Origin of the sequence: Steroidobacter gossypii (genome assembly GCF_016801985.1) — a bacterium.
GTDB lineage: Bacteria > Pseudomonadota > Gammaproteobacteria > Steroidobacterales > Steroidobacteraceae > Steroidobacter > Steroidobacter gossypii.
The window spans coordinates 47,557-63,269 of record NZ_JAEVLS010000005.1 but is presented as its reverse complement, the minus strand read 5'-3'; the positions used below and the strand labels follow the sequence as shown (position 1 = coordinate 63,269).

The window sequence follows — 15,713 nt, the reverse complement described above, 5'->3', positions numbered from 1 at the left end:
AATCACAACGTGCGGACCGTCAATCCGATGAACATCGTGCGGCCATTGTAGTCGTAGGTCGCAGGCCAGGTGTTGGCGCGGATCTGCGCACTGCCGACCAGCGGCGGATCGTCGTCGAGCAGATTGTTCATGCCGCCGAAGATCTCCACCGCTCGACCGAGGTCGAACGAGAACGACATGTCCAGATAGTTCATCGCGTCCAGCTTCGGGTTCACCAGATCGCCGTACGCCGGCGGCGTCGCGCCCGCGCGCTTCGGCAGCAGATAACGATCGACGGTCACATCGTCGATATACCGATGCCGCAGGCTCAGGCTCAATGGACCGCTGGTCCAGGTGAAGCGCGTGACCCCTTTGTACTCCGGGATGGGCTCGCCGCAAGTGGTCCCGTAAGAGCCCACGCAGCGATTCTTCACGCTCGGCAGCGCCTGTACCGGTGTCAACGTGAACTCATCGGTGCGAGTCCAGGCCGTGTTGATGTTGAGCGAGCTGCCGTTGCCGAACAGGCCCCAGCCGAAATCGAAGCCGTAGCGCGCCTGCAGATCGAAGCCCGATGTTTCCAGCCCGCCGGTGTTGGCCTGGCGGATCTCGGCATAGAACGGGATGCTGATCTCGCCGCTCACCGGATTGCGATTGATGGCCTGGCAGAACTCGCTGTCGATGTCCTGGATGACGTTGTAACAAAGGTTCAAGGTGTTGTTCAGCCCGCCGCCCAGCTGCGCGATCGCGCCGTCGAGCGTGATGTTGAAATAGTCGAGCGTCACGGCCAGTTTCGGCAACGCCTGCGGGGTCAGCACGACGCCGAAGGTGCGGGTGTCCGACTCTTCTTCGCCGACGTTGGGATTGCCGCCGAACAATGCCGGGATGATATTGTTCGACTGCACGCCGCCCGAGAACACGGCGCCCTCCGGCACGCCACTTGCGATACACAGCGCGCGCACGGTTTCGGTCTGCCCGGCGAGGGGTTGCCGGTCAGAGCAGGGATCGGTGGCGGGCTCGACGCTCTGACGCAGGCCACCGTACAGATCGGCGACGTTCGGCGCACGGATGGCGCGCTGGAATTGACCGCGCAACGCGACATTTTCGTTCAAGCGCCAGTCGAGGCCATAGAGATACGTCCACACCTCGCCGACTCCTTTCAGATCGTAGTCGGAGCGACGGAACGCCGCGTTGGCGGCCAACGTGTCGACGAACGGCAGGCCGCCCAGCAACGGGATGCGCAACTCGCCAAAGATCTCCCTGGCGGTGACATCGCCTGCGGTGGGCAGGCCGGGATTGAAGCCGACCACATCGCCCGAGCGCAGGAACTCATCCGGCACGAACTCCGAGGCGGCATAGCGCCACTCGGCGCCGAATGAAAACGCCAGGGGACCGGCCGGCAGATCGAACAGCTGACCCGATAAGGTCGCGGCCGCCACTTGCAACTCCGCCTCGGTGACGTTGGTCGCGCCGATGGCGATGGCGTCGACGGCCTCGGGCGAGATGTTCTGGCCGAAGATATTCAACAGCGGATCCGCGCCGCCGCTCGACAGCAATGCCGATGCGAAGCGGCTACGGGAAACATTGCCCGATTGCCGACTCGTCTCCTCGGTGCGCGCGAACGTGTAGTAAACATCGTAGGCAAGATTGCGCAGCCACGCATCCGAAACGTCGCCCAGATCGCCTCGCATGCCCAACGCCATGCGCCAGACGTTGCGATCGGAAATGTTCTCGCGCAGGCCCACTTCGACCAGCCGTCGACCGACGTTCAACACCGCGAAGCCGTCGTTCGGATTGTTGATGCGAGAGCTGGTGCCCGTGGTCACCGTCGTCGGGCCCGTTTCGAGCATGTCCAGCTGCCGCAGCACCTCCTGCATCGGCGACAGCACGTTGGGATCCTGATTCGGCGGTGCGAGGTAGGGATTGTTCACATCGAACAGAAACGGTCCGCTGATGTTGGTCGGCGCGAGCTGCTGATCGACGCGGTTGTTGCTGAAATGAAATTCCAGATAGCCGGTCGCCTTCTCGGTGAAGTCGTAATGACTGAACGCGTTCACCATCCAGCGTTCCTGGGGCACCTGCAGATAATTGTCCGGCCCGAGATTGAAATCATCCTGGGGTGTGCGAGCGGGGCGCGCCATCGTGCCAGCGTCGTCGAAAGTGAAGCCGCGCGTGGTCATGCCGCCAAGACCCGCCGCAGCCAGCGCGGCATTCAGATCTGCGTTCGGCGTCGATGGCATGGAGAGGGTGAAGCGCCCGTTGGGAATGTCGCCGCTGCCGCCTGCAATCAGGCCGGGCACGCCGCCGGCTGCGCGACAGTTCGAGCCGCTCGGAACGCTCACTGGCACGCCGGCGCGCTCGCGACTGAAGGATTCCGGCGTCACACAACCGTCGGAGAGCGAGTCGAACGCCCACTCACCGCGCTCGCCGCGAGTGATGGCGCCGCGATTCAAATAGTTCACCGAGACAACAGCGTTGCCGCGGCCTTCGGCGAAGTTGCCGCCGATGGTGAGATCGATGTTGTAAGTGGGGGTGGTCGTCGGGCTGTCGTAACTGGTTTGCGCGGTCGCTTCGACGCCTTCGAAGTCATCGCGCATGATGAAGTTGACGACGCCCGTGATCGCATCCGAGCCGTACACGGCGGAGGAGCCGCCGGTGACCACTTCGGTGCGCTCGATCAGCGCCGTGGGAATCGTGTTGAGGTCGGTGACCTGCTCGGGACCGTAGATGGCAAAGCGCCGGCCGTTCACCAGCACGAGATTGCGGGATGGACCGAAGCCGCGCAGGTTCACATCGGCGGTGCCGCCCGGCACGGTGTTCGCTGAAGCGCCACCGTTGGTGGAGGCGACGAACTGAGGCGCATCGCTCAAGATCTTTTCGACGTTGGGCGCGCCCGAGAGTTTTATTTCTTCGGTGCTGATGACGTTGACCGGTGTGGAGGTGTCGAGCCCTTCGCGCGCAATACGCGATCCGGTCACCAGCACTTCTTCCACTTCGGTTTCTTGAGCCAGCGCCTGCACGCCGAAGGTGGAACCCGCGAATACCACACCGCAGCCGAGCGCAGCCACGCGCCGGCGATGTTTGCATCTCCTGACCATTTCATAGCCCCCTATGACGACAATTTTTTGAGCGCCCGCGCTTACGGTTGCTGCGCCGTGCGTGAGCGGTTTTGAATCATTTTGATGGTGGTCGGCCGCCAAGCCGCCGGTATCGCGCCCCTCCGCCAGCTGATATCGCTACCATTTGTTGCCGTCGTGACCGGCAATGAGCGAGAATTATCATAGTTGATCGAAGTTAGCTAGAGGTCGACCCACGGGTCTGGCTCGCACCTGTGGCTCACGACGTTTGACAGCGGCGCTGGAATAAAGCAGACAAATATCTCTGCCGAGCTCCTCGCCACGCTCCACGGGCCCGCGGCGTGGGGCGCGCCAAAACGCTTATTTTCCAGGGGGTTTATGCATGAACGACAAAGATCCTGCCGGCCTCGATCGACGCACGCTGATCAAGTCGGCTGGGGTGGCGGCACTGGGCCTCGCCACCACCGCCTATGCCGCTACGCCGAGGAAACGATTTGCGGTGGTCGGGTTGGGCTCGCGCGCACGGATGTTCACTTCCGCAATCACCGGGAAGTTTCGCGAAGCGAACGAGCTGGTTGCAGTGAGCGATAACAATGCCGGCCGATTGGCGCTGGCGGTGAAGACCGTCTCGGCGACCGGCGCGAGCAAGCCCAAAGGCTACCAGGCGGCCGAGTTCGATCGCATGATCAGGGAGACCAAGCCGGACACGGTCATCGTCACGACGCCGGACGCGACGCATGACGACTACATCGTTCGTGCGCTGGATGCCGGCTGCAATGTCATCACCGAAAAGCCGATGACCACCACGGCCGAAAAAGCTCAGCGCATCCTGGATGCGTGCAAGCGCAACGACCGGCACGTGCGTGTGACATTCAATTACCGGTATTCGCCGCCGCGCACCCAGATCAAAGACATGCTGATGAACAACGACATCGGCGAAGTGCTGTCGGTGGATTTCAACTGGTTGCTGAACACCGTGCACGGCGCCGACTACTTCCGCCGCTGGCACAGTCACAAGGCGACCTCCGGCGGGCTGATGATCCACAAAGCCACGCATCATTTCGATCTCGTGAACTGGTGGTTGGGGGCGCAGCCACAATCTGTGGTGGCCGTGGGCGAGCGGCAGTTCTACACGCCCACCATGGCCAGGCGCATGGGCTTGAAGAGTCATCACCAACGTTGCCGGACCTGCCCGGAGAAGAGCGCCTGCAATTTCTATTTCGATCTGGCCGGCGATCCGGGCCTGAAAGCGCTGTACCTGGACAACGAGCAGCATGACGGCTATTTCCGCGATCAATGCGTGTGGCGACCGGAGATCGATATCGAGGACACCATGAACGTGGTGGTCCGCTACGATACCGGCACCACGCTCAGCTACTCGCTGAACGCCTTCAATTCCTGGGAGGGCTATCACATCGCGTTCAACGGCACCAAGGGCCGCATCGAACACACGGTGGTCGAGCAGGCCGGCGTCGCGGGCGCCGATGAGACGCAAGGCAAGATCAAGGATGACGGCGTGAGCACGCGAATCATTCCTTTGCGGGGCGCGCCGCGCGAGATCGAGCCATGGACCGGGACGGGCGGACACGGCGGCGGTGACGATGTGATGCTCACCGAAATCTTCGGTGACGCGCCGGCGGATAAATACAAGCGTGCCTCGGATGAGCGGGGCGGGGCGTATTCGATTCTGATCGGCGTCGCGGCCAATCAGTGTTTCAAGACCGGCCAGTCGGTGCGCATCGATGAGCTGGTCACCGGGCTCACGCCCCCGGAGCGCGCGCCGATGCCGAGCCGGACGGCGTCGCTGCCCATGCCGATGCGAGTGAAGATGCCCTAGTCGTCCAACGAGCGATCCAACAGGGCATTCAATGACAAGCGGGCGCTCGTTTTCGAGCGAGCGCCCGGTTTGCTTCAGCGCCCGCTCGCTTTGCTCGCGAGCACGCCGTCGCCATGCAGCCGGGTTCTGAGTCCGCTGCGTTTCAAACGCTCGGCGACTTCCGTGGGCACATCGCGACCCGTGGTGAGCTTGTTGGGCGTGCCGGTGTAATGAAACATTCGCCCGCCGCGCTTGAGCACGCGCGCGAGCTGATCGTAGAACGTTTGCGAGTACAGCTCGCCCGCGATGCCGAATCGCGGCGGATCATGCAGGATGGCGTCGACCGATGCGTCGGGCATCTCGACCACCTTCGATGTGATATCCCCTTCAGTGAGCGTGAGCGCGCCGCCGACGGGCGGCGACCATGGGTTCAAGCTGCGCAACCATATGACATCGGGGTTTTTCTCGAAGGAATGAATTTGCGCTGCTCCGCCTGCCAGGCACCACGCAGCGAAGTAGCCCAGCCCGCCGCAAGTATCGAGCACGACTTTGCCGCGCGGCTCGATCAACGCCACCTTGGCTTCGGCATCCCGATACGGTGACACCTTCTCGCTCGGTAGCATTTTGATGCCGTCGATCTCGAAGGTGGGCGGCCCCCAGTCGGTGGGCACCAGCTTGATCAGCGCCGAGGTGTAACGGGAGGCGACCGCGAACTCGCTGCCGCTCCAATAGTAGATCGTGCGCTCCTTGCACTTCTCCAAGAACGGAAAGCGCTGGCCGTTCCATGTCCAGCCTTGCTGAGCGACGCTCACCGTCGTAGTGGTGCGGTCCAGATCCAGCGAGCATTCGAGCTCGGTGACGCCCGAGCGCAACGCGCGTGCGAGTTGCTCGTGCACTTTCAATGTCAGCAGCGGTCCTGTCATGCCGACATGATACCGAGTTTCACTACAACGCCTGGAACAACGCGCCTCAAGGCGGATCTGTGGATCCCGCTCGCTCACGATGCGTTAGAGCCACACGTGAGTCTCATCGAGGAGCGTCATCATGTCAGCAGCTAAGGCCACAGTGGATCACGACACCATTCGTCGCTGGGTGGAGCAGCACGGCGGTTGCCCGGCGCATGTGAAGAGCACCGGCAGTAAGAAAGATCCCGGCATCCTGCGTATCGATTTCACCGGCTTCTCGGGTCAGGAGTCGCTGGAAAAAATCTCCTGGGACGAGTTTTTCGAGAGCTTCGACGCCAACGAACTGGCGTTTCTGTACCAGGACGAGAATCGCTTCAACAAACTGGTCCGGCGCGACACCGTCCGCGACCAGCTGGACAGCTAAACGCCAACGTCGAAGCTGCGCGCCGAGCGCCAGCGTTTTGCGCAAACGACTCTCGCGGGTACACGGGGGATACACATAATAAGTGTCACACCTGTGTACCACGCGGGGCCGCCCTGGCCCGTGATCGACAGTATCTGACTCATCCGCACACGGCAGGCAGGCCGAGCGCGGCGATTGCTGACGGAATAACCATGTAGGCGCGCCCGGCGTGGTCCATTCCGCACATCGGTGTCACAATCCCCTATGATTTTCGAGTCCTCGCGCGAGGACCGGCCGAGAGGGGCGGGCGTATGAATGCAGATCGGGCTTTGCGAGATCCCCATGACGACGGTTTGAACGATCACGCACGCGAGCAGATCGAAGCGTCGCTCGCAGCCCATGCGGGGCGTCCCGGTCCGTTGCTTCAGGTGTTGCACGAGGTTCAGGATCGGCTCGGCTACGTGCCCGCGGCCGCCGTGCCCGTCATCGCCGAGGCGTTGAATGTGTCACGCGCCGAAGTCCACGGCGTGGTCACTTTCTATCATCACTTCCGCCAGTCGCCGGCCGGCCGACACGTCATTCAGCTGTGCCAGGCCGAAGCGTGCCGCGCCATGCATTGCGAGCAGCTGACCCAGCACGCTCAACGCAAGCTGGGCATCGGGCTGCACGAGACGACGGCCGACGGTCGCTACACGCTCGAGCCGGTGTATTGCCTTGGCAACTGCGCCTGCAGCCCGGCCATGATGATCGACGGTCGACTCTATGGCCGCGTCACGCCCGAATCCTTCGACGATCTGATCGCGCCTCTTTCATGACCATGAGGTGACATGAGTATCAAAGTCTATGTACCCCGAGACGCCACGGCGCTCTCGCTCGGCGCAGGCCCGGTGGCGACCGCGATTCAAGACGAGGCGCAGCGGCGCGGCCTCGACATTCAACTGATCCGTAACGGCTCGCGAGGCTTGTTCTGGCTCGAGCCGCTGGTCGAAGTCGAGACCGAAGGCGGTCGACATGCCTACGGCCCGGTGACCGCCGCCGATGTCACGAGCCTGTTCGAAAGCCGGTTCTTCGAAGGCCGCGGCCATCGCTTGCACCAGGGGCTCACTGAAGAGATCAAGGAGCTGCGCAGTCAGCAACGCCTGACATTTGCTCGCGTGGGCGTCACCGATCCAGTCTCGGTCGAGGACTACGTCGCGCACGGCGGTTACGAAGGCCTCACTCGCGCGCTGGCGATGCCGCCGGCCGCTATCGTGCAGGCGGTGACAGACTCGGGGCTGCGAGGTCGCGGCGGGGCTGCCTTTCCGACCGGCATCAAATGGAAGACGGTGCTCGATCAGCCGCCCCAGCAGAAGTATGTGACGTGCAACGCCGATGAAGGCGACTCCGGCACGTTCGCCGATCGCATGTTGATGGAAGGCGATCCGCTGATGCTGATCGAGGGCATGACCATCGCCGGCATCGCGGTGGGCGCAACCCAGGGATATATCTATTTGCGAGTGGAGTATCCGCACGCACATCGCGCCTTGAACGAGGCGATCGCCGCGGCCCGCGCCGCAGGTTATCTGGGTCCCAATATCCTGGGCAGCGGCCGGCAGTTCGAGCTGGAAGTGCGGCTCGGCGCCGGCGCCTACATCTGCGGCGAGGAAACTTCCATGCTGGAGAGCCTGGAAGGCCGGCGCGGCGAGGTCCGTGTCCGGCCGCCGTTGCCGGCCATCAAGGGCTTGTTCGGCCAGCCGACCGTCGTCAACAACGTGATTTCGCTGGCGTCGGTGCCGGTGATCCTCGCCAGGGGCGCGGAGTTCTACAAGAACTTCGGCACCGGCCGCTCGCGCGGCACGATTCCCCTGCAGCTGGCGGGGAACATTAAACGCGGTGGGCTGATCGAAAGAGCATTCGGGCTCACTTTGCGTGAGCTCATCTACGACTACGGCGGAGGCTCGGCCTCCGGCCGGCCGATTCGCGCCGTCCAGGTGGGTGGGCCCTTGGGCGCCTACATTCCGGCCTCGCAGTTCGATACGGCAATCGACTACGAAGCCTTATCCAACATCGGCGCGTTACTGGGGCATGGTGGCGTGGTGGCGTTCGACGATACCGTGGACATGGCCGGCATGGCGCGCTACGCGATGGAGTTCTGCGCCAAGGAATCCTGCGGCAAATGCACGCCATGCCGGATCGGCTCGACGCGTGGTGTGGAGTTGATGGATCGGGTGATCGCCAACATCGATCGCGAGCGCAACCTGCAGCTCGTCGAGGAGTTGTGCGACACCCTGTTGCACGGATCGCTGTGCGGCCTGGGCGGGATGACACCGTTCCCCGTGCAGAGCGCACTCAAATATTTTCCTGAAGATTTTCGCAAGTCGGTGCAGTAGCCGAGGTTCCAAGCCATGCACGCGCTCGATTACATCGATCCAGGCACGCCCGCCGCTCCGGAGAGCGAGGCGGCCAGGCCAGTCACCGTCGAGATCGACGGATTCTCGGTCACGGTGCCCGAGGGCACGTCCATCATGCGTGCGGCCTCCATGCTCGGAAATCAGATTCCGAAGCTGTGCGCCACCAGTTCGTTGAAGGCGTTCGGCTCCTGCCGGCTGTGCCTGGTGGAGATCGAAGGCCGCAAAGGCTATCCCGCCTCGTGCACCACCACGGTGGCTGACGGCATGAAGATCCGCACCCAGAGCGACAAGCTCGGGCAGCTGCGTCACAACGTGCTGGAGCTGTATCTGTCGGATCACCCTTCCGAAGCCGAATGCGCCGCTTCGAACAATCGCTGTGAGCTGCACGAGATGGCCGCCGCCGCCGGCGTCACCGAATCGCGCTATTCGTTGCCGCGCGTCGATGGTGTGCCCGCGGGCTGCAATCATCAGCACTCGGTCAAGGACGACAGCAATCCGTATTTCGTTTTCAATCAGGACGCCTGCATCGTCTGCTCGCGCTGCGTGCGGGCGTGCGATGAGATTCAGGGAACGTTCGCGCTCACCATCGAAGGGCGCGGCTTTGGCTCCAAAGTGTCGGCGAGCCAGTCCGAGCCGTTCCTCGAGTCCGAGTGCGTCTCCTGCGGCGCCTGTGTCGAGGCGTGTCCGACCACAGCGCTGACTGAAAAATCGGTGCTCGCCCTGGGCAAGCCGGATCGCACCGTCATCACGACCTGCGCCTACTGCGGCGTCGGCTGCACCTTCAAGGCGGAGGTCAAGGGCGAGCAGGTGATTCGCATGGTGCCCGACCGTGAAGGTCACGCCAATCATGGCCATGCCTGCGTCAAAGGCCGCTTCGCCTACGGCTATGCGACTCACAAGGATCGCATCACCAAGCCGATGATCCGCGCCAAGATCACCGATCCGTGGCGTGAAGTCAGCTGGGATGAAGCCGTCAATTATGCGGCGTCCGAGTTCAAGCGCATCCAGGCGCAGTACGGGCGCGATGCGGTCGGCGGCATCACCTCGTCCCGTTGCACCAACGAGGAAACATTCCTGGTGCAGAAGCTGGTGCGCGCGGCATTCGGCAACAACAACGTCGACACCTGCGCACGCGTCTGCCATTCCCCGACCGGTTATGGCTTGAAGCACACGTTGGGCGAGTCGGCGGGCACGCAGGAGTTCGACTCGGTGATGCACGCCGATGTAATCATGCTGATCGGCGCGAACCCCACCGAGGGCCATCCGGTGTTCGCCTCGCAGATGAAGCGTCGGCTGCGTCAGGGCGCGAAGTTGATCATCGTGGATCCGCGGCAGATCTCGCTGGTCCGCACGCCGCACATTCAGGCCGACTATCACCTGCAATTGAGGCCCGGCACCAACGTCGCGTTGATGAACTCCATCGCACACGTCGTGGTCACCGAAGGCTACGCGCGCGGCGAGTACGTCACCGGGCGCTGCGAGCAGGACTCCTGGAATAAATGGAAGGCGTTCGTCAGCGATCCGAAGAATTCCCCCGAAGCGATGGAAGCGGTGACCGGCGTGCCGGCCATGGCGGTGCGCGGCGCCGCCCGGATGTATGCCTCCGCGCCGAATGGCGCGATCTACTACGGCCTCGGCGTGACCGAGCATAGCCAGGGCACGACCATGGTGATGGCGATTGCCAATCTCGCCATGGCGACGGGCAATCTGGGTCGCATCGGCGTCGGCGTGAATCCGCTGCGCGGACAGAACAACGTGCAGGGCTCGTGCGATATGGGCTCGTTCCCGCACGAGTTCAGCGGCTATCGGCACGTCTCCGACGATGCCGTGCGTGCGCTGTTCGAATCGGCGTGGAATGTGCCTTTGCAGTCCGAGCCCGGCCTGCGCATTCCGAACATGTTCGAAGCCGCGCTCGATGGCAGCTTCCGCGCGCTCTACATTCAGGGCGAGGACATCGCGCAGTCCGATCCGAACACGCAGCACGTCACCGCCGCCTTGAGCGCGATGGAATGCATCGTGATCCAGGATCTGTTCCTGAACGAGACGGCGAAGTTCGCGCATGTGTTCTTCCCGGGCTCCTCGTTCCTGGAAAAGAACGGCACGTTCACCAACGCCGAGCGTCGCATCGGGCGGGTGCGCAAGGTGATGCAGCCGCTGGGCGGCTTGGAAGATTGGGAAGCCACGGTGCGCTTTGCGAATGCTCTGGGCTATCCCATGAACTACACGCATCCCTCGCAGATCATGGATGAGATCGCGGCGCTCACGCCGACCTTCGCCGGCGTCACTTACGAGAAGCTCGATGAGCTTGGCAGCATTCAGTGGCCCTGCAATCAGCATGCGCCCGAAGGCACGCCGACCATGCATATCGGTGAGTTCGTGCGCGGCAAGGGCAAGTTCTTTGTCACGGAGTACGTGCCGACGCGCGAGAAGACGACGAGCCGCTTCCCGCTGCTGCTCACGACGGGCCGCATCCTCACGCAGTACAACGTGGGCGCGCAGACGCGTCGTACTCACAACGTCGTGTGGCATGACGAGGATCGCCTCGAGATCCACCCGCACGATGCCGACGTTCGCGGCATCCTCGATGGCGACTGGGTCGGCATTGCGAGCCGCGCCGGAGAGACTGTATTGCGTGCGCAGGTGACCGAGCGCGTACAGCCGGGCGTCGTCTATACGACCTTCCATTTCCCGGAGTCCGGCGCCAACGTGGTCACCACTGACAACTCGGATTGGGCGACCAACTGTCCGGAGTACAAAGTGACCGCGGTTCAGGTGGTGAAGGTCAATCAGCCCTCGGAGTGGCAGAAGCGCTATCGCGAGTTGACCGAGCGCAACACGCGCATCCGGCGGGGCTCTGACGTGCATGCTTGAGCGCAGTCCGACGCCGGCGACCCACTGTGAAGTCACAGTGCAGCGCTGGCGTGATGGAGAGATCGAGCAGGTTGCAGACGACGTCGCTGAAGAAGTGCCGGTGGCGCTGACCTATCAGGGCGTCCCGCACGTGGTCATGCTGGCCACGCCGGCGAACCTGGAGGATCTGGCGGTCGGCTTCACGCTGAGCGAAATGATCGTGGATTCGCCGAGCGAGATTCAGTCCGTGGAGGCGGGCGCGCGCGAGGATGGCGCCTTGGAAGTGCGCATCGGCATCGCGGCGGCGAAGTTCTCCGAGTTGCTGCGTCGGCAACGCAATCTAACAGGTCGCACCGGTTGCGGCTTGTGTGGCGCGCAGACGGTGGAAGACGCCATTCGACAGCCCAAGCCCGTGAGCGGCGGCGTCCGGGTCGATACAAAATCGTTGCATGCGGCGTTGCTGGCGATCCGGGAGCAACAGCAGATCAATCTGCGCACGGGGAGCGTTCACGCGGCGGCGTGGGTGCTGCCAGATGCGGGGATTCAACTGGTGCGCGAGGACGTTGGGCGGCACAACGCGCTGGATAAAGTCATCGGCGCGGTCACGAGGGCCGGCGGCGATTTCACGTCCGGTTACTTCGTAGTGACGAGTCGCGCCAGCTATGAAATGGTGCAGAAGGCCGTCACGGTCGGCGGCACGTTGCTTGCGGCGGTGTCCGCGCCGACGGCATTTGCCGTTCGGCTGGCCGAGGCGACAGGACTCACCTTGATCGGCTTCGCGCGCGAGCGCCAGCACGTGGTTTACGCTCATCCTTCGCGGCTCCTATGCACACCGACTACTTAGTTCGCATGGCCAACGACATCGGCTCGTTTTTCGCGAGCGAGCCGGACCCGAGCGTGGCGGCGGAAAGCATCCGCCAGCACATCCATCGTTTCTGGGATCCACGCATGCGGGCGCGCATCGTGGAATATTTCAAAGAGACCGGCGGCGTGGAGCTCGAAGGGCCGGTGCGAGCCGCGATCCAGCGGCTGGCGGAGGAGACAGCCGCGAAGGCCTGACGCAGCTGCGTTCAGGAAATCAGGCCGAACTCCCGCATGGCCGGCACGAAGTTCTCGTTGCTGTGGCCGGGGCGGGTGAGTTTGAAAATCGAGAAACGTTGCAGCGGCGTCAACGCGGCCCACTGGGCGGCGGTGGGTGGAGTCACGTCACGTTCGATCGAATAATCGATTACCCGCTGCGGCACGCTTGCGACATCGTTCCATTCCGCGCCGGCGTCCCGCTGGATCAGTTGCGCAGGTTCGTGGGTCCGGTTTTGAATCACGCCGGTGACGTAGAGCGCGTACGCATCGATCTCTTCAGGGGTTTCGCAGCGCTGCGAGACCATTCGCTCGCGCTCTTCCAGCTCGAAACGATTCCACTGCTTCAGCGACACCTTCACGCCGCTCAGGTCTAGCTTGCGACGCACGACCATGGGAATGCAGTACAGCGCGCCGGCAAAATCCTTCTCGAACTGGAAGATCTCGGGGGAGGTGCTCATGGCGGCATTCTAACGCCGCCACGGCTTTTCTTATAACGGTATTTGAAACAGCGGGACCGCTCAGGAGCGGCCCAGCGCTTTGCGCAAGATTTCTTCGCCGCGGGCGAGCGTGGCGGTGGCGCTCGCGTCGCCTTGAGCTTGTTGGGCGCGGCCGAGAGCCAGGAGAGCGTCCGCGATGTCGGCGCTGCGGGTAGGGTCGCGAGCGACGCGTTCGGCCAGGGCCAAGGCTTCCCTCGCGAGGGACAAGGAACGGGCGGCGTCGCCGAGTTGTAAATAGATAATGCTGGCGGACGTGAGTGCGGCACTCGCGCCGGGCGATAGCTCCGCGCCGCGCGCGTAACTCATCTTACTCAGGGCTGCATCGATCGCCTGACGGGCGAGCTCGGGTTGACCGCGCGCAATGGCGAGTTCCGCGCGCGTGCGAAGCAGTTCGCCGAGACGATCCCGATTGGCCGTCTCGTTCACCGTCCAGATCTGCTCCGCGTCGGCAAGCTTCTCTTCCACGGCATCGAGCTGCCCCGCTGTCAGCAGTGCGCGCGCGAGCTGGTGTTGTGCATTGGCCTTCAAGAGATCGCTCTCGAGCAGTCCGGCCTGCTCGCTCGCTTCTTGTAGCACGGCCACCGCCTGCTGCCACTCGCCCAGTCGCTGCAAAGTGGTGCCATAAGAAACACCGAACGCAATCGGAATGGGCTGCCCGCCGCGCAGCGATCGAATGCGCTTGAGGGCTTGCTCCGCAACCTCGCGGGCGTTCTCGATCTCGCCCATGCGATACAGCAGGGACGACTGGTTCATCATCAGGATCGCCTTGGCCAGGGTGCCGCCTCGGCCATTGCGATCCAGGGCCTCGCGAGTGAGCTGATTGATCTGCAGCGACTCCTTGTACCGGGCGGTGTTGTAGTAGATGCCGCCGATGTCGGTGAGCACGGCGTTGTACTGCAAGCCGCGAGTTTCATCCGAGCGCTCCAGCAGATCCTGCGCCTGCTTCAAATGGGCAAGGGCCTGCTCGCGATCACGATTCATGTTGGCGATATCGGCTTCGGCGCGCAGGCAATCGACGCGCGTCGAAACAGGTGCGTGCCCCAGCCGCTGCAAGGCGTTCCGAGCCAATTGCATGCGCCGCTCGGCCTCGCCGTAGTTGTTGGCGTTGAGCTCGGTTTCCACCGCCGCGCACTGAACGGAGGCGATCAGCTCGTGGTCCTGCAGATCGCGGGCGATGACTTCGGCCCGATGGATGACAGCGAGCTGCTTGCTGGTGTTGTGCAGATCCATGTAGCGGCGAGCCATCTGTAACAACATGCGCGCAGCGAAACGCGGATCATCGCCATATTGTTTGTCGAGCAGCTCGACGCCTGTATCGACGAGCTCGATGGGCGTGAGCGGGCGGCCTTCAGGGCCGACCGCCTCCAGCATCAGACTCATGAACTCGTTGGACGCCTCCGCGCGCTGCGCCTGATAGCGCGCCTCGTCACGTTGATGCGCGAGTTCCTTGGCTTGGTACGCCATCAGGCCTCCGAACGCCAGCACAGCCATGAATGCGCCCGACACCAGCGCGAGCGCCAGCGCATGGCGCGCGGCGAACTTGCGCATCCGATATGTCACCGAAGGTGGGCCAGCCAAGACAGCCTCATCCGCCAGATGCCGACGCACGTCCGCGGCCAGCTCTGCCGGCGAGCCATAGCGATTGTTTCGATCCTTCTGCAGCGCCTTGAGCACGATCCAGTCCAGATCCCCGCGCAATCGCTGTGACAGCTGGCGCCTCGTGAGTTGCCGATGTTCGGCCGCGTCGTCGTGGGCGGCTGCGCTCGCCTTCACTCGCGTGCTCGGCGCCTGGGGATCGAACGTCAGCAGCTCGTGAACCAGCTGCGCCGGTGTCGAGTCATGGTTGGCCGTTTTGAACGGCAGCTCGCCGGTCAACAGCTCGTGCAGCACCACACCGAGCGAGTACACATCCGAGCGTGTATCGACATCGAGGGGCGAGAGCTGCGCCTGCTCGGGACTCATATATTCGGGGGTGCCGATGAGATGACCGATGCGCGTGTGTGCGCGGCTTGGCTGAGCGCCGGGCGCAACGGCCTTGGCGATGCCGAAGTCGATGATCTTGGGAACCGGTCGGCCATCCAGCTCGCTCACCAGCAGATTGCTCGGCTTGAGGTCTCGATGGATGACGCCTTTCTGATGCGCATGCTGGACGGCGTCGCAGATCTGCAGAAACAGCCGCAGTCGCGCGTCGATGTCGAGCCGATGCTGATCGCAGTACCGATTGAGCGGAATGCCTGGCACGTACTCCATCGCGAAGTATGGCTGGCCCGACTCGGTCGCGCCAGCCTCGATGATGTGAGCGATGCTCGGGTGACTCATCAGCGCCAGCGTCTGCCGCTCGAGCTCGAAGCGGGCGATGACATCGCGCGAGTCCATCCCGGGTTTGATGACTTTGAGCGCCACGCGGCGCACGACCGGCGCGGTTTGCTCGGCGAGATAAACCTCGCCCATGGCGCCTTCACCGACGCGTTCGAGCAATCGATACGAACCGATGCGCCGTTCACTCAGGACGGGCAGCGGAGGCAGGCGACGTTCGAGTGCGTTGTTGCGCTCGGCCGCATCATGCGCGGCGAGCAAACGGGTGATTCGATCGCGTGTCAGTGGATCCGGGCAATGCGCGTCCAGCCACGACGTCCGCTCGCTGCTCGGCAGCTCGACACAGGCTTCGAACAGCGCACGTTCGGATTGAAAACTCATGCGTTGAACCTGCTGGTACGAC

The 15,713-nt window shown here is 63.3% G+C and carries 11 protein-coding genes; 7 read left to right on the top strand and 4 right to left on the bottom strand.

All coding sequences use genetic code 11. From position 1 onward, the window contains the following. Window positions 1-2 precede the first annotated feature (2 nt). Window positions 3-3,074 carry a TonB-dependent receptor domain-containing protein gene (locus JM946_RS20730; RefSeq protein WP_203169283.1) on the bottom strand — a complete coding sequence of 1,024 codons (3,072 nt, stop codon included), beginning with the start codon at window positions 3,072-3,074 and terminating at the stop codon, window positions 3-5. A 361-nt stretch (window positions 3,075-3,435) separates the two neighbouring features. On the opposite strand from JM946_RS20730, the gene JM946_RS20725 reads away from it, so the two are divergent. Then, entirely contained in the window at window positions 3,436-4,890 is a 1,455-nt protein-coding gene (locus JM946_RS20725; protein ID WP_203169282.1) for a Gfo/Idh/MocA family protein, read from the top strand. A gap of 74 nt (window positions 4,891-4,964) precedes the next feature. Here JM946_RS20725 and JM946_RS20720 read toward each other — a convergent pair whose 3' ends face one another. After that, window positions 4,965-5,792 (bottom strand): class I SAM-dependent methyltransferase, encoded by an 828-nt coding sequence (locus tag JM946_RS20720; RefSeq protein ID WP_203169281.1) that lies wholly within the window; start codon window positions 5,790-5,792, stop codon window positions 4,965-4,967. Window positions 5,793-5,913: 121 nt separating this feature from the next. Here JM946_RS20720 and JM946_RS20715 point away from each other — a divergent pair, with 121 nt between their 5' ends. From JM946_RS20715 to JM946_RS20690, 6 genes are all read left to right on the top strand, one after another. Continuing rightward, window positions 5,914-6,198, top strand: coding sequence for a hypothetical protein (locus tag JM946_RS20715; protein ID WP_203169280.1), 285 nt, complete (start codon window positions 5,914-5,916; stop codon window positions 6,196-6,198). A 290-nt stretch (window positions 6,199-6,488) separates the two neighbouring features. Beyond that, window positions 6,489-6,992, top strand: a complete 504-nt coding sequence (locus tag JM946_RS20710) for a formate dehydrogenase subunit gamma (RefSeq protein ID WP_203169279.1) — start codon at window positions 6,489-6,491, stop codon at window positions 6,990-6,992. 12 nt (window positions 6,993-7,004) lie between these two features. Then, on the top strand, window positions 7,005-8,546 hold the full coding sequence (locus JM946_RS20705; protein ID WP_203169278.1) for a formate dehydrogenase beta subunit: 1,542 nt from the start codon (window positions 7,005-7,007) through the stop codon (window positions 8,544-8,546). Between the two features lie 15 nt (window positions 8,547-8,561). Next, window positions 8,562-11,438: a formate dehydrogenase subunit alpha gene (fdhF, locus tag JM946_RS20700; RefSeq protein WP_203169277.1), complete on the top strand. Its 2,877-nt coding sequence runs from the start codon at window positions 8,562-8,564 to the stop codon at window positions 11,436-11,438. Next, a complete protein-coding gene (gene fdhD, locus JM946_RS20695) occupies window positions 11,431-12,261 on the top strand; it encodes a formate dehydrogenase accessory sulfurtransferase FdhD (protein ID WP_203169276.1) in 831 nt (276 codons plus the stop codon). Before fdhF ends, fdhD begins: the two co-directional genes overlap by 8 nt. Window positions 12,262-12,266: 5 nt before the next feature. Continuing rightward, the gene (locus JM946_RS20690) at window positions 12,267-12,476 is read left to right on the top strand and encodes a formate dehydrogenase subunit delta (RefSeq protein ID WP_203169275.1); all 210 of its coding nucleotides are present in this window, start codon (window positions 12,267-12,269) and stop codon (window positions 12,474-12,476) included. 11 nt (window positions 12,477-12,487) lie between these two features. Here the strand turns inward: JM946_RS20690 and JM946_RS20685 are convergent, their stop codons facing one another. Both JM946_RS20685 and JM946_RS20680 read right to left on the bottom strand, forming a co-directional pair. After that, window positions 12,488-12,955 carry a nitrate reductase associated protein gene (locus JM946_RS20685; protein WP_203169274.1) on the bottom strand — a complete coding sequence of 156 codons (468 nt, stop codon included), beginning with the start codon at window positions 12,953-12,955 and terminating at the stop codon, window positions 12,488-12,490. 60 nt (window positions 12,956-13,015) lie between these two features. Beyond that, a complete protein-coding gene (locus tag JM946_RS20680) occupies window positions 13,016-15,691 on the bottom strand; it encodes a serine/threonine-protein kinase (protein ID WP_203169273.1) in 2,676 nt (891 codons plus the stop codon). Window positions 15,692-15,713 lie beyond the last annotated feature (22 nt).